Genomic DNA, 21088 nt, shown 5'->3' with positions numbered 1-21088 from the left:
GTGCTTTATACCAACTATGGCTTTTTTATATCAAAATGAGACTTAAATCTTGTTTTAAGCTGGGGTATAGTCATTGAAAACATTGATTGAATCACTTGGAGTAAGTAAACGAAATGGACGCCATTTATAACTTTAGTGCCGGACCTGCTGGCCTACCAAAAGCCGTGATGGAATTAGCTCAGAAAGAGTTTGTTGACTGGAACGGTATGGGCCGCTCAGTGATGGAAATTAGCCATCGCAGTAAAGAGTTTATTGCAGTAGCGGAGGCTGCCGAGCGCGACCTACGCGAATTACTTCAAGTGCCAAGCAATTATAAGATCTTGTTCTGTCAGGGCGGGGCTCGTGCTCAGTTCTCTGCAGTGCCGATGAACCTTCTCGGTCAGTCTACTAAGGCGTGTTACGTTGATGGTGGTTACTGGGCAAACAGTGCTATTGCAGAAGCCAATAAGTATTGTGAGGTTCAGGTTGTTGACGCTAAAACTGAACGTGATGGCAAGGCCGCGATTGCTCCTGCAGCATCTTGGCCTATCGATGATGACGCCGCATACGTGCACTACTGTCCAAATGAAACCATTGATGGCATTGAGATCAATGACCTACCGATGACTGACAAACCTATCGTTGCGGATATGTCATCGACCATCTTGTCTCGCCAGATTGATGTGAGCAAGTTTGGTGTTATCTATGCCGGAGCGCAGAAGAACATCGGTCCTGCGGGCATTACACTGGTGATTGTTAGAGATGATTTATTGGGTCTAGCCAGTGACATCTTGCCGAGCACGTTGAGCTACAAGCTGCTCGATGAGAAAGAGTCTATGTACAACACACCGCCAACATACGCTTGGTATCTTTCAGGCTTAGTATTTAAGTGGCTGAAATCCATCGGCGGTATCGCTGAAATGGAAAAACGTAACCGCAACAAAGCTTCAGCCCTTTACAAGGCGATAGATGACTCTGATTTCTACAACAACAATGTTCATCCCGATAACCGTTCATTGATGAATGTACCTTTCCAGCTAGCAAAGCCAGAGCTTGACGGACTTTTCTTGGAGCAAGCTGAAGCGAAAGGCTTGGTTGCCCTAAAAGGTCATAGGGCTGTAGGTGGTATGCGAGCATCGATCTACAATGCGATGTCGGAAGAAGGTGTTGATGCCTTGGTAGAATTCATGCGTGAATTTGAAGCACAAAACAAAGGCTAACTGCGCCCTTGTTTCAAGAAACCCCAGCTAACCGAACCTATATCTAGGCGAACGTGTTAGGTGGGTTTTTTTTTGTAGCCAGATTATTTTGGCAATTAGTTACACCTGTTTGGCTACCATAAAGCGCTTCCATTGAGTCAGCAGACAGAAACTGAGTACACAGCTCCAACTCTCATCCTGGACAATTCAATTCCCCCTCATTTAGTCAACAGTTTTGGCTACTAGGCACCTCCTTTGATATTTAAATTATTGAATATTAATGGTTATATCTTTGAGTTCACCTCTCAGGTTCATAGTGAAGAAATCATCATTTCGTATCATCTCTGTCAGCCTATGGTTAATCAATACTTAACTCGTGATTAAAAATTCGTAAATTTACTTAACTAAATGACTTCTATAAAGTCCTCTGCGTTGACTTAAAGTACAGGGAACTCGCTTGGTTAACGACCGAATTCAGCACTTGTGAGATTGGGTTGAAAGCGGTTATCCCTGTTGAGAGTTAATTACTTACCTGCGTCATACGCGGAATATCGAGAAGTGAAAGACTGTCAGCGTTTTGTGTAAACGATTTTATAAGGTTTCTATATGACCAACAGACTTTCATTGACATTTATTGCCACGATTTTGAGTGCGGGATTTGCTGCTTCGTCAGCCAATGCTTCCGTTAAATTAGGTATGGGGATTGACCAAGGCTTAGGTATGAATCTTAAGTTTGATAATACGGTCAACCTATTTGCCGGCAACGACGGTATGGCTCTTGATTATCATTTTGCTAGAGGAAGTTTATCCAGCAGTGCGCCTTTAGGTTGGTATGTCGGTGTTGGTGGTTACTATGAGTGGAATGACAATTTTGGTATGCGCCTCCCTGTTGGTCTAGATTGGAGTTTTGCCTCAAACTGGAACCTCACGGCTCAGTTTAGTCCTGAGCTTCAGGTTCACCACAAGACGAAGTTTAAATTTGGCGCAGGCTTAGGTGTGAGCTACCAATTCTAAACTCATCAACAACAGTATCATGAAAATTTAGTAGAGAGCCCAGTGATTGATGTCACTGGGCTTTTAGGTTGAGGAGGTTGTCAAAGCATGAGTGTCAACTAAATCGATGAAACATCGTGCTAGCCGGATGTGTTCTCTAAGCTCAAATCCATCGCGGTTTGGGCAAGGCGCTCTTGTAAGAAGAGCTTCAATGCTTTCACTAAATTGCTGTATTGGCTTCGGTCAGTAAATATCATGTACAGAGGCGCATGCTCACCGCGCCATTCGTTGGCCAAGCTGACAAGACGACCCTGCTGAATATCCTCCAAGACATCCAATCTGGATTTGTAGGCGACACCATTTCCCTTTAATGCCCATTGACGAACTAGGCTCCCATCACTGCTTTTTCTATTGCCGTTGACTCTGACTACCTGCTGTTGTCCTGACTTGCTATGAATAAAGTGCCAACGATTGTGCAATTTTTGATTTAGAGCGAAGCATAGGCAGTTATGCTCAGTGAGATCTTCCGGATACAGAATCTCTGGGTGAGATTTGATGTATTCAGGGGAGGCACAAAGTATCCTGTAGTTGTCTTTATACAAAGGGATGGCAATCATGTTGGATTCTTCTGGCTCGCCAATTCTAAGGGCAACATCGACATTTTGCTCGTAGAGATCGGCGTAACTATCCGATAGGTGAACGTGAATAGATACCTTAGGATGACGGTTAATAAATTCATCCACGAGTGGCATGATTACGCCTCTGCCAGTATCGGAGGGCATTGACAGATTGATATTGCCCGCCAGTTCTTGGTTTTTCTCTGTTAGTTCATCGACACCTTGCTCAAAGATAAGCATGGCTTGCTGACATCTAGGAAGGAACAATTCGCCTTGAGGTGAGAGTCTTAGTTTTCGAGTCGACCTGATAAACAAGGGAACCTGTAATTCTGTCTCTAATCTTTGAATGGTGCGACTAATGGCAGCTGGAGTTTGGTCTAAACTTCGAGCAGCGGCGGAAAGGCTACCGAGCTTAGCGGTTTCAAGGAAGACTTTAATATCATGCAGTGATTTCATTTTTAACTTTTTGTAAAAAGTGTTTTGAGCGAAGCTTAGTTTTTCAAACTAAACGTGTCAATTAAACTGGTTGTATATAACGGAATTAATCTGGAGAGCAGACAATGAAGGCAGTTGGATATCAAGTAAACCTACCTATCGACAATCAAGAGTCACTACAGGACATCATGCTGGATAAACCCAATGCAGCAGGAAGGGATCTACTGGTTAAGGTGCAGGCTATTTCGGTCAATCCGGTAGACACCAAAATACGCGCTAATGTGGCTCCAGAGTCCGGCTACAAAGTGATCGGTTGGGATGCCGTAGGTATTGTCGAAGAGGTAGGCGATCAAGTTTCTTTGTTTAACGTTGGTGATCTTGTTTGGTATGCAGGAGATCTCACGCGCTCAGGTACCAATGCTGAGTTTCAATTAGTGGATGAACGCATTGTCAGTCTTGCTCCAACTTCCGTGAGCGTTTCTCAGGCTGCAGCGTTGCCTTTGACTACCTTAACCGCATGGGAGATGTTGTTTGATCGCCTCAAAGTTGATACAGAAGCAAATCAAAGCATCCTTATCATTGGCGCTGCGGGTGGGGTTGGTTCAATTATGGTGCAGCTCGCGAAAAAGCTCACTAACTTGAAGGTGATTGCAACCGCATCTCGTCCAGCCTCTGTTGAGTGGCTGAAACAGCTGGGTGCAGATCAAGTTATTGACCACAACCAATCCATGAGTGAGCAACTTGGGATGAATGATTGTGTCGATTATGTGGTGAGTCTAAATAATACCGAACAACACATGGCTGAAGTAATAAAGGTCATTAAACCGCAAGGTCAATTTGGTTTGATTGATGACCCTTCATCTTTTGACATTCGAGCGCTTAAACCGAAAAGTGTGTCCCTCCATTGGGAGTTTATGTATACCCGTTCGATGTTTGAAACCGACGACATGCAAAAACAGCATGAGATCTTAGGAAGGGTGGCAACAATGATCGACTTGGGAGAGGTGAAAACCACTCTAGGAGAACATTTTGGCGCGATCAACGCGACAAATCTGAAACGAGCACATGCGCTTTTAGAATCTCAAAAAGCACGCGGAAAGATAGTTTTGGAAGGCTTTAACGACTAAATAGTGATCAATAAAAAGCCCCGTGGCGTTTTGACGTTACGGGGCTTTTTGTTGGTGAGTCCAAAGATATACCAATCGTAGTAAATAACTGCTCATCCTAGCTGGTTAAAACACTCGATAACGGCGTTAGAATTTTTGATTGTAGAATAACGACTTATCAAAAAGTTCTGCCTTGTTATCCAGAGTTTTTCCTACGCTATTTCTGACCACTTACTGTGATTGGTATAATTTTCTAGATTGCTTGATGCAGTTGGAAATAACGCCCATTTTGCTTAAGAAGCTCGCTGTGCTCGCCTTGTTCTACTAGCTTACCTTGCTCAAGTACCACAACATTATCCATCTTACTTAGGCCCACCAGACGATGGGTTACAAAGACCACAGTTTTGTCTTGATAGTGCTGCTCTAGTAGCGACATGATTTGTGATTCAGTAGAGCGGTCCAGGCCTTCTGTAGGTTCGTCGAGTAGAAGGATAGGGGCATCGTGTAATACGGCGCGAGCGATACCGATACGGCGTTTCTCACCGCCAGAGAGTTGTCTTCCGCCATCGCCTAGCCATTGATCAAGCCCAGGTGCATCCATCAAGTACTCAAGGCCAACTTTTGATAGGGTTCCTGCTAATTCACTGTCGTCTGCATCAGGTTTTGCAATTAATAGGTTGTCGCGCAAGGTGCCATTTAGCACATCAACACGTTGACTTACTACCGAAATAAGACTGCGTAGCTCCGATTCAGAGAGCTCGGTCAGTGCCTGTTCGCCAATCTTGATATCACCTTGCTGAACATCCCAGTAGCGGGTCAGCAATTGAAGCAGCGTTGATTTGCCACTGCCTGTTTTACCTAGAATGGCAAGCTTACTGCCCGCCGGTACGCTAAGTGATAGGTTATCTACAGCAAGGGGAGCATTGCTTTCGTAGGCAAATGAAACATCGCTAAACTCAACGGCAACTTTACTGTCTCTGCCGATGACTTTGTTGTGGGTATAGCTAGGGAATTGCACATCAGGCTCTGCACCAATAACCTCATTAAGTCGTCGTGCGGATGCCAGTGTTTGGCCTAGGTATTGGAACGCTCCAGCAATAGGCATTAGCAGCTCAACACTGGCTAGAGTTGCAAATACCACCAGAGCGATAAGTGGGCTAGGTGCAGATCCGCCAATCCCGTCTGCAGACATCCATAAGATCAGCAGTAACGTCATGCCATTTGCCAATAACAGCAAAGCGTTGGCAAGACCTGTAATATGAGCGTTGATCGCCTGATTGCTCATCAGTGCCATTTGCGCTTGATCGATCTTCTCTCTGTAGCGTTTTTCGGCGCCAAATAATAGAAGCTCACTATGGCCTTCAATCCAATCCAGAGCGCGGATACGAAGGTCTGCCCGGTTTTGCGTCAGTCTATGCCCATTACCTTTACCCAATTTATAAAAGAGTACAGGCCAGATAAGAACCAGAGCCATCAATATAGCGCCAAGTGTTAGACCGATATCACTATCAAACCACACCAAGAAACCCGTTAGGCAGGTGATACCTAGAATGCTCAGTATTACTGGGCTCACAAGACGTAGGTAAACGTGATCCATGGCTGATACATCCGCAACTAAGCGGTTGAGCAGGTCGGCATCACGCAACCCACCCACACGACCTGGGATCAGTGGGGTGAGCTTCTCATAGAAATAAACACGCAAATCAGTAAGCAGCTTAAAGGTTGCGTTGTGTGACACCACACGTTCACCCCAACGACCGGCTGTACGGCCCATTGCAAGGCCACGAACACCACCTCCAGGAAGCATGTAGTTGAAGGTTTCTCGGGCTATGGTGAGTCCAGCCACAGCGGCAGCGGAAAGGAACCAGCCAGATAAAGTTAGTAGACCGATAGAGGCAAATAGGGTGAGAAAGCCCAAAATCATCCCTAGGGATAGACCAAACCAATGCTTTTTATACAGTTTTAGGTAGGGAAGTAACTCACGCATCGATACCGCCTCCTAGTGTTTGCTGCTGATTCAGCATCGCTTTGAAGGTACCTTGATGTTGCAGTTCACTGTAGCTACCTTGCTGAGTGAGCGCGCCATTTTCCAACACTAATATTTGATCCATTTGCTGCAGATTACTTAATTGGTGAGTGACCATAAGCGCGGTTTTACTCACTAGAGCTGATTGCAGGCTCTCATTGATTAACGATTCGCTGCGGGCATCCAAGCTAGCGGTCGGCTCATCAAGTAGCCAGAATTGGCCATCTTGTAATAAGGCGCGGGCTAGAGCGATACGCTGAGCTTGGCCTACAGACAGGCCTCCAGAGCGATCCGCAATGGCATGATCTAGACCCAGCTTATCGATAAATTCATCGGCGTGAGCCTGTTTGATTTTGTCTTGTAACTGTTGCGAGCTAAACGTTTTTTCAGCAAGGTTAAGGTTCTCGGCAATCGTGCCATGAACCAGTAATGGGTTTTGACCTACCCAACTCACCATTGAACGGTAGCTGTTGAGATCAACCTCAGATAATTCTGTGCCATTAATGGTGAGACTGCCTTGGTAAGGAAGAAATCCAAGAAGGGCGTTCATTATTGAGGTTTTACCTGCTCCGCTTGGGCCAACCAAAGCCGTTTTCTTGCCCGTTTCTAGAGTGAAGCTGACAGGGCCAACCAATACCTTGCCTTCTGTGCTAGTAACGATTAAATCAGAGGCTGTTATCACGCAGCTTTTCTCACTATTGATAACCTGCTTGTTGCTCTCTTGTTTAGGCTCTTCAATATTCAAGAAATCTACAATGCTTTCTGCCGCGCCAATCGCTTGCTGCTTGGCGTGATAAAAGGTGCCAAGATCGCGAAGAGGTTGGTAGAACTCTGGTGCGAGTATCAAGATGAACAAGCCTGTAAATAGGGTAACGCTGGTGCCATAGTGTCCAAAGTTAAGCTCACCAATAAAGGTGAAACCAAAATAAACCGCGGTGAGGGCAATGGAGATTGAAGTGAAGAACTCTAATACCGCAGAAGACAGAAAAGCGATCTTCAATACGCTCATAGTGCGCTCGCGAAACACCTCTGACGCAGCGTGCAGCTGTTCTTTTTCATCTCTTGCACGGTCGAATAAGCGAATCGTGGTCATCGCTTGCAGGCGGTCATAAAAATGACCAGACAAGCGTTGCAATGCTTTGAAGTTTTTACGGTTTGCATCGGCGGCTTTTTTGCCAACCAGTGCCATGAAAAACGGAATGAGCGGCGCGGTGATCAAAAATATCAGCCCGCTGACCCAGTTGAGTGGGAATACCACCACCAAGATCATAAAAGGGACTAGCGCTGAGAGTGCCATTTGCGGTAGGTATTTTGCGAAGAAATCTTGCATCTCTTCTACCTGCTCGATCAGCATAGTACCCCATGCGCCTGCAGTTTTACCTTTGATGTGGCCAGGCCCCAAACGACGCATCTTATCGACCACTAAGCCTCTAATATAGATGCGAACCTGTTCGCCACTTCTGTATCCTGCAATCTCTCTGCCCCATGCGAGGGCACTGCGCAGAATCACTGTCGCACCAAGGCCAACGAAGTGAGGGACTAAATCATACTTGTCGGCATGTTCAATGATGAGGCTATGTAGGATTTGAGCGATGAGTGAGGCTTGAATGATGAGCACAACGGCAGAAGCAACCCCTGCGACAACTGTCAGGGTCAACCATCGCTTTGCTAGCTTACTTTGCTGTTTAAGCCAGCGGCTCAACTCGCCTTGGGTTTTCTTATCCATGAATATGATTTAAATGCGAATAATTTTGATTTGGGGGAGTATATCGAAAAAGGTCCACAGATGTACTCTGTGGACGCTAAGATTTCAATATGAGAGGCAATTATTTTTGTTTACGCATCAATTTCGTCGAGATAACGCTCAGCATCTAGCGCAGCCATACAGCCAGTACCTGCTGATGTGATAGCTTGACGATACTGATTATCCATAACATCACCGGCGGCAAACACACCCGGTATGCTGGTTTGTGTTGCATTGCCTTCTAGGCCGGAATTCACCACTATGTAATCGTGATTCATCTTCAACTGTTCTTTGAAAATGCCGGTATTAGGTTGGTGACCGATAGCGATAAACGCACCCATGACATTAATCAGCTCTGTTGCATCCGATTTAGTATCCTTAACGCGAACGCCAGTGACACCCATATCGTCGCCAACGACCTCATCGAGAGTGCGGTCGGTGTGCAGAACAATATTGCCTGACTCAACCTTGTCCATCAGACGTTTTACCAAGATCTTCTCTGCGCGGAATGAGTCGCGGCGATGGACCAAGTGCACCTTTGAAGCGATATTTGAAAGATACAAAGCTTCCTCAACCGCAGTATTGCCGCCACCGACAACGGCGACTTCTTGATTGCGGTAGAAGAAGCCATCACAAGTGGCACAAGCAGATACGCCGCGACCCTTAAAGGCTTCTTCAGAGTCTAAGCCGATGTATTTCGCAGACGCTCCCGTTGCGATGATCAATGCATCACAGGTAAATTCTGTGCTGTCACCAAATAAACGGTATGGCTTTTGGCTCAGGTCAACCTTGTTGATGTGGTCGAAGATAATCTCGGTTTCGAACTTTTCAGCGTGAGCTTGCATACGCTCCATCAAAGCTGGACCGGTTAAGTCACTGGCATCTCCTGGCCAGTTTTCTACTTCCGTAGTGGTGGTAAGCTGACCACCTTGTTGCATCCCTGTCACGATAACTGGATTAAGATTTGCACGAGCTGCATAGATTGCCGCCGTATATCCAGCAGGGCCTGACCCTAAAATAAGTAGTTTACAGTGCTTAACATTACTCATAACTGTTTGATCCTTTTTAATTCTGCCTCGATTGTAAGTAATTCAAGCCACGAATTGAAGATGATGATTAAAGGTATATTGGTGTGAAAGCGGAGAAATCAAGGATAGGGCACGAAATGAGGACCTAACCACAGCGGATTGCTTATAGCTATTCGCTTTCAGCCGTCGGTTTGGGAACGAAGCGTGGCATGATTGGCCCGTATTCGTATTTCGGCAGCATATCCAATATCGGCTCTTGAGGACCTAAGAACTTGGGTTGTGTGTTCATGATGTAGACATCGAGCATGGCTTTAATGCGGGCAAAGACTTCCCGAACCCTGACATTGAACCAAGATCTTGGTTTAGGGGAGGGAACCCCTAGGCAGATGGCATCCGCTTTGTAGTAATTGGCAATGAACAGAGCCCTGTCGCAGTGGAAGGTTTGGGTAACGATAGTGAAGTCATTGAGGTTGAAGATCTGTTTGGCGCGAACAATAGAGTCGAGCGTTCTAAATCCCGCATAATCTAGGAAGATAAGCTCTTCAGGTATACCCGCCCTTAAAAGGTCTCGTTTCATAGTCCAAGGCTCATTGTATGAGCGATGGGCATTGTCGCCACTGAGTAAGAAACCGCGCACTTTTTGCTGTTTATATAACTCAATGGCGGCGTCAATACGATAGGTGTAATAAGGGTTTAAGGTTCTACCTATATATTTACTCGTACCTAAGATCAGGGCGATGTCTCTCGAGGGTGCTGATTCCACTTCTTTATGGATTCGGCCTTGGGCTTGATAGCTCATCCAAAAGTCTACTGAGCTTAATAGCAGGATAACGCACAGCGTGATCCCGCTACCCAGCAGTATCAATATTTTCAAAGCTCTAAGGGCTAAGTGCCAAATCGAAGTTTCGCGCCAATAGTCCTTTATATCAATCCAACTCAGTTTACTCACTAGAAGGCAGTACGCTTGTAACGACGGTAAACCGGTTGCCAGAAGTGATTGTCTATGGACTCTTTGATTGCTTGATCGGTGATCTCTAGTGCCACGCCTTGCTTAATCGCTTGTTTTGCAACAGCAAAAGCGATTTTCTTCGATACTGAATGAATCTCTTCCAGAGGTGGTAGCAATGCGCCGTGGCCTTTGATAGCCAGTGGTGAACACTCAGCAAGGGCTCGGCTGGATTCCATTAACATTTCATCGGTAATACGAGAAGCCGAGACAGAAAGTACCCCAAGGCCGATACCCGGGAAGATATAGCTGTTGTTACACTGAGCGATCTCAAGGCGTTTACCATTAACCAGCACAGGCTCAAATGGGCTGCCAGTAGCGACTAAGGCTTGGCCATCGGTCCAATCAAGGACGTCTTTTGGCACCGCTTCTACTCGGCTGGTTGGGTTCGATAGCGGGAAAACGATTGGGCGAGGGCAATGCTTATGCATGGTTTGAATCACCTGCTGGCTGAAGATGCCTGGCGCTCCTGAAACACCGATCAATACCGTCGGTTTAGCGTTCTCTACTACATCTAACAAGGAGTAGTCTTGTCCTTCTGCCTGCCACTGTTTAAGGTTTTCAGACTTTTGGGCTAATGGCTTTTGGAAATCGAGAAGGTTGTGCATACCATCTTGGAGTAGACCCCAGCGGTCCACCATATAAATGCGAGAGCGAGCCTCGTCTTCAGGTAAGCCTTCTGCTTGCATTTGAGCGACGATAGCTTCGGCTATACCACAACCTGCTGAACCCGCACCCACAAAGGTAATGCGTTGGTCTGACAGCTTGCTACCTGCTGCGTGACAGGCCGCAATCAGTGAGCCTACAGTCACTGCAGCGGTTCCTTGAATGTCATCATTAAAACAGCAAATGCGGTTTTTATAACGCTTCAATAGTGGCATTGCATTCTTTTGTGCGAAGTCTTCAAACTGAACCAGAGCCTCAGGCCAGCGACGCTGAACGGCTTGGATGAACTCTTCTACAAATTCGTCGTACTCAGCACCAGTAATGCGAGGGTGTCTCCATCCCATGTACATAGGGTCGGCTAAGCGCTGCGGGTTGTTGGTGCCCACATCTAAAACAATTGGCAATGTGTAAGCTGGGCTGATACCACCACAGGCGGTATACAGAGAAAGCTTACCAATAGGAATACCCATACCGCCGATACCTTGGTCACCCAAACCTAGAATACGTTCGCCGTCGGTTACAACGATCACCTTTACGTTATGCGTAGAGGCATTATTGAGAAGGTCATCGATACGGTCTCTATTAGAATATGAGATGAAAAGGCCGCGACCGCGTCGATAGATATTAGAGAACTTTTCACATGCTGCGCCAACGGTCGGCGTATAGATGATAGGCATCATCTCAGAGATGTGATTTTGTACTAAGCGGTAAAACAAGGTTTCATTGGTATCTTGAATATTTCGCAGGTAAATATGGCGATCCATATCATTGTCGAACTGTTGATATTGCTGATAAGCACGTTCCACTTGTTCTGCAATTGTTTCTGTTGTCTCTGGCAACAAACCGTCTAGGTTAAAGTAGGACCGTTCTGAAGCGGTAAATGCGCTTCCTTTGTTGAGCAGTGGAGTACTTAGAAGTGCAGGCCCTGCGTGTGGTATATAAAGCGGTCTTTTGTCGTTTTTCATCGTTTAACCTAGTTGGAGAGTAGAGAAGAGTTCAGCGAAGGGCATTGTAAGTTATCCCATTTGTAAATTGAATGACGCAGTGATCATTTTTTGTCAAATGTTTCCCCACAGGGCAAATAAGTGTCGAAATAGTTAACTAAACTGTTAACAACCAGTTACATATATATCAATTAGGAATTGATTGTTGGTGTAGTGGAACGTTATTTCATACAGTCTTGTACTGTTGTGAGTATCGGCTGATAGTTATCAATAACATAGCCAATTTTTGACTAATCCTAACGCAAATTCTGTGGGAACAATGACTATTAGCCAGATGCAAAGTAACGCTGTTCGCTTCGACTACACCCATTTTTTGGGTGAGAGTAGTCGTGGTCATCGCTGGCGTTTTGTCGATGTCATTCACAGCATAGCGCCTATCTTTGGCACGCTGTGGCAACAAGAAATTGATAAAGCACAGAACTCAGAACAGAAACTGTGGGAGAGTGCCCTCAATCAGCTATCTTCCACGCACAGTGATGAGAAGAACTTGGTTAAGCTGCTGAGAATTGCAAAACAGGAAAACATCGCATCACTTGAGATCTCTTTGCCTTATTCGTTTGAACAAGAACAAATCGAGGCTATTTGCGCTCGTGCAGAGGTGAAGATTGAGTGTATTGATGAAGAGCTTTGGAAGGTAACGTTGTGAGTCGCCCATAGACGACCCACACACTTGGGTTTAGTTTACCCAGTCTTTCAGTTGAAACGTCAAAGTATGCTCTGCACTTTTTAGTTCCATTGTCTGCTTAGTAAGAACGACGTCATTCCATTCAGAAAGTGCTTTTGAGTATGCCATCTCAGTGTTCATTACACCTTCTGGACACATCTTCATAGTCATTCCCATCTGTTGGATGCGGAACTTACCGTCTTTAAGTTCACCTTGACCAAAGAAGTTATTACAACCAGCGTTGCCGTTGGTCGTCATCTTCTCGCCAACTTCTAGGGTCGGAGCTTTGAAGTTCTCTTCAACCTCTACCGCGTTACCGTCAATATGAGTTAATACCCAATGGTGATGCTGTAGTGCTTGCTCATTGACTTGCAAAGTTTCGGCACTCATTTCCATTTCAGCCTTGCTATCCATAGCTTGCTTATCCGCATCATTACCGCCCATACTTGAACAAGCTGAAATTAGCAGTGCAGCTGATATTGCCGTTATTTTTTTGTACATTTAAAGACTCCAGATATTTGAAGAAGATGGTCCAAGTGTATAACAAATAAAGAGAAATATGTCAGTTATACGTCAGTAATTGCAATGACATTCATTGAATAATAGACCTATTTGATGAATACTGTTGGGTATTGATTCAAGGGTTGAATATGGGGGTGTAAATGGAACAATTAGATTTTTTTGATGTGCCCAGCCCTTGTATTGGCGTGTGCAGCTCTGACGAGCGAGGCTATTGCAAAGGATGCATGCGCAATCGAGATGAACGCTTTGAATGGCAAACAATGTCGCCCAATAAAAAGAAACACGTGATCAAACTATGCCGTCAGCGCTATCGCCGTAAAATGTTAAACAACCCATCCTCGCCAAAAACGACCGTAACAGAACCTACCAATCCTCAAGCGGATCTGTTCGACTAACCCTGTGTCCTACTTTTTCTCCCAGTAACCTGGCTGTTGACTGCCTACTTTCATCACTACATTTGTTAATTATATTCTCCGATACCGGAGTTTGATGGGTGTGATCCATCAAACTGAAGTTCATCATTTCATCCTTCTCCTTATAATTGCGGATATCACATGATGAGTGGGTTAGCCCACTGCTGGTTATTCTGCATATTTTTTAGTGAGAGGCGAAATATGGGCTTAAAGCTAATAATGAAATCTGTGGCACTGTTTTTTATTTATTCTGTGAATGTCTATGCTTTCGGAATATTTAATGACGAAAAGCAGTTGAGTTGGGAGTCATTAGTTATACCTACAAAAACAGTCGATAACCCCTTTGAAAATATGTCTTACGAGAATATTAATACCTTAAGAGAGTACTCAGGATTAAAAGATGTATTGAATAAATCCAACGTTAAATTAGACAGTGAATCTCAGCAGTTCATCAAGGATAAATTATCTTCACTAGAGTCGCAGCTCGAGAAGCAAGGGTTAGATGCCAACGAGTTATACCGTGTACGGAGTGAGATTACTGAGATGAATAGGAGGAATATCTACTCTCCTAACCCTCAGGTTATTGATAAGAATTGGATAATAGGTGGCTACTTGGTGCCTATCGATATGGACGGAATGAAAGTCACTCGTTTCTTTTTGGTGCCCATTGCTGGGCAATGCATTCACACGCCGGCACCAGCGGCTAACCAAATTATTCTAGTGACTTATGACGATGGAATAGCAATGAATTCTCTGGAAGACCCGTTATGGATAAGTGGAAAACTAGAAACCGAATTAAATACAGATAACGCTACTTATTATGATGGAATAAATAAGGTTGAGAGTCTTTATCAAATGGATGCAGAAAATGTTGAATATATGGCTAAATAAATTTATAGGTAAAAATATGTTTCGTAAAAACACTATTATTTCTTCTTTATTACTATCAAGTTTATCATTTTCAGTTTTTGCTGAAGATAGAATACTCATTAAAGGCGTAAATATATTTGATGGCACGACCAATGGTTTGGCATCGGATATGGATGTATTGATTGAAGGCAATACCATTAAAACTATCTCTAAAGGGATCGCGGCACAAGAATCCGATACGATTGTGGAGGGTGATGGGCGCACATTGACACCGGGTTTTATTGACGCACATGTGCATTTGTCTTTGCAGTTGGGCTTTAGTGAAATGATGGTGGCTGATGAGTATCGCTTTGCTATTGGCCAAGTGGAAGAATCGGAAGCTATGCTGCTTAGGGGCTTCACTACTGCTCGCGATATGGGGGGGAACACCTTTTCACTAAAGAAAGCCATTGATCAAGAGATTATTCAGGGCCCAAGGATCTATCCATCAGGAGGCGTGTTGACTCAAACTGGCGGTCATGCTGATTATCGAATGCCTAACAGCTTACCTAAGTTACATACCACGGATCCAGATCCCTTTGTTCGAGGAGGGCATACTGAGATTGTTGATGGTCAACCCCAAGTCTTGACCGGTGCTCGAGAGCAATTGAGAAAGGGTGCGAGCCAGGTTAAGTTGCTTGTCGGTGGAGGGGCTGCTTCACCGACTGACCCGTTGGACGTGACTCAGTTTCTACCTGAAGAAGTGGAGGTCGCAGTCAAGGCGGCTCAAAACTGGAATACTTACGTTGCTGCCCATGTATACAACAATCATGGTATCCGTATGGCGCTAGATGCTGGCGTGCAATCGATAGAGCATGCCAACTTTATCAATGAAGAAAATATGGATCTGTTGATTGAGAAAGACGCGTGGCTTAGTGTACAAACCTTGGTGTATATCAATACACCAGCAGGTGTGAATGATGCTCAGAAAGCAAAATTTGCACAGGCATTTGAGGGATTGGATAACACCTTTAGTTTGATCAAGAAAAAAGGCTATAAGAAGGTGGCCTTTGGTACAGACGTGATTGGTGATCATGCTCTAATGTCTCGTCAGAATGAAGAGTTTACTAACCGCAGCAAATGGTTCTCTAACTACGAAATACTGCGTCAAGCAACCTCTGGCAATGCTGAATTACTGGCAATGTCTGGACCTCGAAACCCATACCCTGGGAAACTAGGTGTTGTGAAAGAGGGTGCACTTGCGGATTTGATTTTAATTGATGGGAATCCACTTGAGGATCTCTCTGTATTGAGTAATCCATCAGCTAATTTCCATCTTATAATGAAGAATGGAAATATTTATAAAAACACGACTATTAACTAGTCGATAGTTTAATTGATATTAAACCTAGTCATAAAAAGACTAGGTTTTTTAACGTGATGAAAACAAAGACTATTTTTAGGGAAATCGCCCACTTTTTTTAGAGCGGTCAATGGTAAAAATTTTGACTAAAATATAGCTGCTTCTATTAATATATTTGAATATTGTTCGCAAGAATATTTCTTTAAATGTTAAACAAATAAACATGGCGCAATTATAGTTTTCATTTTTTTATATTAAACATGACGCTGTAAATCCTTATCCTAGGTATTCATTACGAATAATCTAGGCAGGGAAATAATGAGCCGACTTCTTCAGATCAGTGATCTCAATGTCTCTTTTAATACCATGCAGGGTAAGAAGGGTGTTCTTCATGACGTTAACATCGACGTAAGCAAGAACGAAATTCTCGCAGTAGTGGGTGAATCTGGATCAGGTAAATCTGTTATGAGTAAGGCCATTATGGGTTTGCTCGGAAACAAGGCTGCCAAATCAGGCCAAATACATCTCCATGACAGTAAACTCAGTGACCAACCAGTAGAGATGGTGTCAATGAGTCGACGTCAAGCTCAGCAGATCCGTGGCGATGAGATATCCATGATATTTCAAGACCCCATGACTTCCTTAAACCCGCTAATGACAGTGGGCAATCAAATCGCTGAAGCGGTGCAGATTCATCAAAAGACCTCTCGAGCAGAAGCCATCGAAGAAGCCGGTCGTATGCTAGATCTCGTGCGTGTTCCGTCGGGCCGTCAGGTGCTAACGGTTTATCCTCATCAGTTATCCGGTGGTATGCGTCAGCGGGTTATGATCGCCATGGCACTCGCCTGTAAGCCCAAGCTTCTCATCGCTGATGAACCGACCACAGCATTAGACGTCACTATACAAGCGCAGATACTCGGCTTGATTCGAGAACTTCAAGCAGAGCTTGGAATGGGGGTCATCTTTATTACCCATGATATGGGGGTTGTGCATGAGGTTGCCGACCGAGTCGCCGTTATGTATCACGGTGACATTGTTGAAACCGGGACGCTCAATCAAGTATTTTTAGCGCCTCAGCACGCTTATACAAAGGCGTTATTAAAGGCTGCACCTAAGCTAGGCTCAATGCGTGGTCGCGCAGTACCTTACAGTTTTCCTGTTCTGACCATGGAAGAAGAGCTGAAAGGAAACTCAACATCGGTGGAGATCCCCGGTCGCCCGGTAGACTACAGTGAAGCGCCCTTATTGAACGTGGATCGACTGCATGTAGTTTTTCCTAGAAAACACAACTTCTTTGGCAAAGTGACTCATCAGGTACACGCTGTGAATGATGTCAGCTTCAAGCTTTGGAAGGGCGAAACCCTAGGCATTGTTGGTGAGTCGGGTTCTGGTAAATCCACTATAGGAAACGCCATCCTAGGCCTGCTAGAAGAGGCAACGGGTGGCCTTGCTTATCAGGGTATTGATCTACTAAATCCTACCTCAGAACAACGTAAAAACATCAAGAAAGACATCTCTTTTATCTTTCAGGATCCTCTTGCTTCTCTTAATCCGCAAATGACGATAGGGGAGTGTGTTGAAGAGCCGTTCATCATCCATCACCCTGAAATGTCACAGGGCGAGAGAGAGAAGAAAGCCAAGGAACTACTTAATAAAGTAGGCATTAAGTCAGAGCTGTATCGTCACTACCCACACGAGTTTTCCGGTGGCATGTTACAGCGGGTGAACATTGCTCGAGCACTGACTACCCAGCCAAAAATCATTGTGGCAGACGAATCAGTCTCTGCGTTAGATGTTTCAGTACAGGCGACCGTTTTGAACCTGATGCTTGAGCTTCAAAATGAATTTGGCATCTCATTTATCTTCATCTCACATGATATGGCCGTGATTGAGCGCGTCTGTCATAGAGTCGCGGTTTTGACTAAGGGTCAATTGGTTGAGATAGGCCACCGTCAGGAGGTATTTGAGGACACAAAACACAGCTACACGCAAAAGCTACTGGCTGCGATCCCTTCTATCGATACAGAGCGCTCAGCCCCCAAGCAGTTTGAATTGTTAACGGATGACATACCTGATCCAATCTTCCCCTTTGGTGAATATCCAAAACCTATTCAATTGATAGAACACACATCAACCCATTTCTCCGCTACCGAATAATTACAAAGGAATGCACATGAACACAACAAAGAAAACCTTAGTTCTTGCAGTTGCGTTAGGCCTGAGTGCCAACGTATTTGCAGCCCAAGATAAAGTGGTTGTCGCCTCAACCAGCACTGTCCAGACGTTGAACCCTCACAACGCAGGCGTAACCTTAGATATGAGCGTGGCAAATGCTATCTATGATGGACTGTTTAAGTTTGATGAGAATATGAAGGTTCAGCCTAATCTCGCTACGGATTATGAAGTTCGCGATAATGGCCAAACCTATGTCATCACATTGCGTGAGGGCGTGAAATTTACCGATGGTACGCCATTTAATGCAGAAGCCGTTAAGTTTAACTTCCAAGATGAGATTGATAAGAAGCAGCGTCGTGCCTCTTTGCTGTCCAACGTAGAAAGCTTCAATGTGATTTCTGATAGCGTATTAGAGGTGAAGCTTAAAGCACCGTCGAACACCTTTATCAACAACATCACTCACCCAAGTCAGGGCATGATTAGCCCAGCTGCAATTGCAAAATACGGTGATGATATCAAGGCGCACCCAGTAGGTACGGGCCGTTATGTACTGAATAAATGGATCCGTGGCTCAAAAATCACTATGGATGCGAATCCTACTTATTGGGGCGAACCCGTTAAGGTAGAGCATCTTGAATTCCGCGCTGTACCAGAGGCGGGTTCTCGCCTTGCAATGCTTAAGAGCGGTCAAGCTCAGGTGATGCTTCAGTTGCCAAACACCATGAAGCCTGCAGTGAGCAGTGACAAAAAACTTGATGCGGTTGCTTCTCCATCTATCATCGCTCGTTATTATGCGCTGAATACTCAAAATGAGATCTTAGCTAATGTTGATGTACGTAAGGCTCTGAACTTTGCCATCAATAAGGACGCTTATAAGAAGGTTGTTTTCGGCGGTGATGCCAGCACTCTCAAATCCATCGTACCTGAGAAAATTGAAACCTTTGCAGCGCAAACTCCATATACCTATGACGTAGCAAAAGCGAAAGCGCTTTTGGCAAAAGCCGGCTATGCCGATGGTTTTGATGCGGTTATCTGGGCGAAGAACGTAACAACCAGCATGCGTAGTGCTGAGTTTATTCAACAGCAACTACAAGCGATCGGTGTTAATACCACTATTGTTCCTCGTGATGTGGCCAGCCATTACTCGGCAGGCGACGGCATCAATAACGACGGTACTCCGCCGGTGATCTTTGATTCCGGTTGGTCTTCATCATCAGCCACCGTTGACTGGGCTACCCGTCCACTGTTCGGTTCACAAGGAACATCTAACTACAGCTACTACAAAAACGCCAAGGTTGATCAATGGTTGGCTGATGGCCAAAAAACACTAGATACAGCGGAAAAAGCGAAGATCTACCAGAACGTTCAATCCACCGTATGGAATGACGCTGCCGGCATTTGGACAACAGTCGATACCCAACTTTGGGCTAAATCTAAGAGCGTACAGGGCATCAATATGCTGCCAGACGGCTCTTTAGCTATCACTGACGTTCACTACGAGTAATAAAGCATGTCGCAGTATATTGTAAAACGACTATTAGGCATGATCGGGGTAATGTTCCTCATTGCCGTGATTGCATTCTTGTTCGTTCACATGTTACCTGGCGACCCTGCGAAAATGATTGCTGGCTTAGATGCCAGCAGTCAGGATATTGCAGCCGTTCGTCATCAATTGGGCCTAGACCTTCCTTTGTTGGTTCAGTTTCAGCATTTCGTAGTGAACCTTGCGCATCTTGATCTTGGTAAGTCCATGATTAATTGTGACTCAGTGGTCAGCCTTATCAGTGAGCGTTACAAGGTCACAGCTACTCTTGCTTTGGTTTCTTTGTGGTTTATCCCTGTTGGTATCTTGCTGGGCGTTATTGCTGCGGTTTATCAATCTCGCTTGCCTGACAGAGTGAGTATGGTTGTCGCCGTCTCGGGGATTTCAGTGCCTGATTTTTGGCTGGGCTTGATTCTGATCCAGGTGTTTGCCGTTAAGCTAGGCTGGTTTAACCCCACGGGCTATGAAGGCTTGCATGATCTAGTGTTGCCATCGTTAACATTGGCAACTGTGGGCACAGCCATCATTGCGCGCTTCTCTCGTTCAGCATTTTTAGACGTGTTGTCTGAAAACTATATCCAAACAGCCAGAGCCAAGGGTTTGATGGAGAGTCGAGTACTGATCAAGCATGCATTTCGTAATGCCATGTTGCCCATCATTACCGTGATTGGTTTGCAGATTGGTTTTGTATTGAGCGGCTCGATTGTGGTTGAGAGCATCTTTGGTTTGCCTGCATTGGGTTCGTTCTTAATCGACAGCGTGAATGCTAGGGACTACCCGGTGGTGCAGGCGCTATTGATTCTTTATTCGTTTCACTTCGTGCTGATCAACTTCGTGGTTGATGTCTTGTATTCCGTTGTGAACCCACAGATCAAAATGAAGTAGGAATTATGGATACTAATTCGAGTAAAACTCTTTCTCCTTTTAGCATGTTTTTGATTCGCTTTAAGCGAGAGAAAACAGCTATTGTCGCATTGTGCATCTTGCTGACTATGGTAGTTATGGCCATCGCCGCGCCGATATTTTTGCATTTCACCGCAACAGATGTGGATTACAACAATATCTTGAGTCTTCCTTCGTGGGAGCATTGGGCAGGTACAGACTTGTATGGTCGTGATAACTTTGCACGCCTTGTATATGGTGCTCGTATTTCGCTCTCTGTTGGCTTTGTGTCGGTAACCATAGGCGTAATTGCTGGTACGGTTCTTGGTGTGATCAGTGGCTACTACGGCGGTATTGCCGATGCCATCATCATGCGTGCAGCGGATGTGTTGTTTGCCTTTCCAAGTTTCTTGCTAGCCATCGGTATTGTTGCGGTACTTGGCGGCGGTATTGTGAATGTGATAATTGCCATTGCTATCTTCAGTACCCCAATGTTTGCGCGTATCGTGCGCTCACAAACATTATCAGTGATGAACTCTCAATACGTTCGCGCGGCGAAAACCATGGGCGCAAGTACGCCAAGGATCATGTTTAAGCACATTATTCCTTCAACCATCAGCAGTGTACTGGTGTATTTCACCATGCGTGTCGGTACGTCAGTATTGACTGCAGCCAGCTTGAGCTTCTTGGGGCTTGGCGCTCAACCGCCTTCGCCAGAATGGGGTGCCATGCTTGCGTCGAGCCGAGATTTCATGGCGGTAGATGGCTATATGTACCTAACGCTTTTCCCTGGGCTATGTATCTTTTTGACGGTGCTCTCATGCAACGTCTTAGGCGATGGCATTCGCTCGGCTCTAGACCCTAAAAACTAAGG

Annotated in this window: 18 protein-coding genes; 11 read left to right on the top strand and 7 right to left on the bottom strand. The window is 45.2% G+C overall.

The features are described from left to right. Positions 1-113 precede the first annotated feature (113 nt). Together serC and D5I41_RS15860 are read left to right on the top strand one after the other, a co-directional pair. A complete protein-coding gene (gene serC, locus D5I41_RS15865; RefSeq protein ID WP_119010623.1) occupies positions 114-1199 on the top strand; it encodes a 3-phosphoserine/phosphohydroxythreonine transaminase in 1086 nt (361 codons plus the stop codon). A gap of 585 nt (positions 1200-1784) precedes the next feature. Continuing rightward, complete coding sequence (locus D5I41_RS15860; RefSeq protein WP_119010622.1) at positions 1785-2192, top strand: hypothetical protein; 408 nt, start codon at positions 1785-1787, stop codon at positions 2190-2192. Positions 2193-2311: 119 nt separating this feature from the next. Here the strand turns inward: D5I41_RS15860 and D5I41_RS15855 are convergent, their stop codons facing one another. Further along, positions 2312-3244 (bottom strand): LysR family transcriptional regulator, encoded by a 933-nt coding sequence (locus tag D5I41_RS15855; protein WP_119010621.1) that lies wholly within the window; start codon positions 3242-3244, stop codon positions 2312-2314. A 104-nt stretch (positions 3245-3348) separates the two neighbouring features. Here D5I41_RS15855 and D5I41_RS15850 point away from each other — a divergent pair, with 104 nt between their 5' ends. Next, positions 3349-4350 carry a zinc-binding alcohol dehydrogenase family protein gene (locus D5I41_RS15850; RefSeq protein WP_119010620.1) on the top strand — a complete coding sequence of 334 codons (1002 nt, stop codon included), beginning with the start codon at positions 3349-3351 and terminating at the stop codon, positions 4348-4350. Between the two features lie 232 nt (positions 4351-4582). On the opposite strand, the gene cydC is transcribed toward D5I41_RS15850, so the two are convergent. The 5 genes from cydC to D5I41_RS15825 form a co-directional block, all read right to left on the bottom strand. Beyond that, positions 4583-6316, bottom strand: coding sequence for a heme ABC transporter ATP-binding protein/permease CydC (cydC, locus tag D5I41_RS15845; protein WP_119010619.1), 1734 nt, complete (start codon positions 6314-6316; stop codon positions 4583-4585). Then, on the bottom strand, positions 6309-8081 hold the full coding sequence (gene cydD, locus D5I41_RS15840; protein ID WP_119010618.1) for a heme ABC transporter permease/ATP-binding protein CydD: 1773 nt from the start codon (positions 8079-8081) through the stop codon (positions 6309-6311). The genes cydC and cydD overlap by 8 nt, the downstream gene beginning before the upstream one ends. A gap of 110 nt (positions 8082-8191) precedes the next feature. Further along, entirely contained in the window at positions 8192-9148 is a 957-nt protein-coding gene (gene trxB / locus D5I41_RS15835; protein ID WP_017030081.1) for a thioredoxin-disulfide reductase, read from the bottom strand. A 148-nt stretch (positions 9149-9296) separates the two neighbouring features. Then, a complete protein-coding gene (locus tag D5I41_RS15830) occupies positions 9297-10052 on the bottom strand; it encodes a SanA/YdcF family protein (RefSeq protein WP_371860102.1) in 756 nt (251 codons plus the stop codon). Between the two features lie 23 nt (positions 10053-10075). Then, complete coding sequence (locus D5I41_RS15825; protein WP_119010616.1) at positions 10076-11764, bottom strand: NAD-dependent malic enzyme; 1689 nt, start codon at positions 11762-11764, stop codon at positions 10076-10078. A gap of 298 nt (positions 11765-12062) precedes the next feature. On the opposite strand from D5I41_RS15825, the gene D5I41_RS15820 reads away from it, so the two are divergent. After that, a complete protein-coding gene (locus D5I41_RS15820) occupies positions 12063-12449 on the top strand; it encodes a hypothetical protein (protein WP_119010615.1) in 387 nt (128 codons plus the stop codon). A 30-nt stretch (positions 12450-12479) separates the two neighbouring features. Here D5I41_RS15820 and D5I41_RS15815 read toward each other — a convergent pair whose 3' ends face one another. Beyond that, positions 12480-12968 (bottom strand): META domain-containing protein, encoded by a 489-nt coding sequence (locus D5I41_RS15815; protein WP_119010614.1) that lies wholly within the window; start codon positions 12966-12968, stop codon positions 12480-12482. Positions 12969-13129: 161 nt separating this feature from the next. On the opposite strand from D5I41_RS15815, the gene D5I41_RS15810 reads away from it, so the two are divergent. The 7 genes from D5I41_RS15810 (at position 13130) to D5I41_RS15780 (ending at position 21086) form a co-directional block, all read left to right on the top strand. After that, positions 13130-13384: a DUF1289 domain-containing protein gene (locus tag D5I41_RS15810; RefSeq protein ID WP_119010613.1), complete on the top strand. Its 255-nt coding sequence runs from the start codon at positions 13130-13132 to the stop codon at positions 13382-13384. Positions 13385-13603: 219 nt separating this feature from the next. Continuing rightward, on the top strand, positions 13604-14293 hold the full coding sequence (locus tag D5I41_RS15805) for a DUF3299 domain-containing protein (protein WP_162892848.1): 690 nt from the start codon (positions 13604-13606) through the stop codon (positions 14291-14293). A 16-nt stretch (positions 14294-14309) separates the two neighbouring features. Beyond that, a complete protein-coding gene (locus D5I41_RS15800) occupies positions 14310-15635 on the top strand; it encodes a metal-dependent hydrolase family protein (protein WP_162892847.1) in 1326 nt (441 codons plus the stop codon). Between the two features lie 297 nt (positions 15636-15932). Beyond that, positions 15933-17771, top strand: coding sequence for an ABC transporter ATP-binding protein (locus D5I41_RS15795; RefSeq protein ID WP_119010610.1), 1839 nt, complete (start codon positions 15933-15935; stop codon positions 17769-17771). Positions 17772-17787: 16 nt separating this feature from the next. After that, a complete protein-coding gene (locus tag D5I41_RS15790; RefSeq protein WP_119010609.1) occupies positions 17788-19293 on the top strand; it encodes an ABC transporter substrate-binding protein in 1506 nt (501 codons plus the stop codon). A 6-nt stretch (positions 19294-19299) separates the two neighbouring features. Further along, positions 19300-20217, top strand: a complete 918-nt coding sequence (locus D5I41_RS15785; protein WP_119010608.1) for an ABC transporter permease — start codon at positions 19300-19302, stop codon at positions 20215-20217. Between the two features lie 5 nt (positions 20218-20222). Beyond that, entirely contained in the window at positions 20223-21086 is an 864-nt protein-coding gene (locus D5I41_RS15780; protein ID WP_119010607.1) for an ABC transporter permease, read from the top strand. The last annotated feature ends 2 nt before the right edge of the window (positions 21087-21088 follow it).

This window comes from Vibrio superstes (assembly GCF_003569005.1).
Classification (GTDB): Bacteria; Pseudomonadota; Gammaproteobacteria; order Enterobacterales; family Vibrionaceae; genus Vibrio; species Vibrio superstes.
This window is presented reverse-complemented; position numbering and strand designations above follow the sequence as displayed.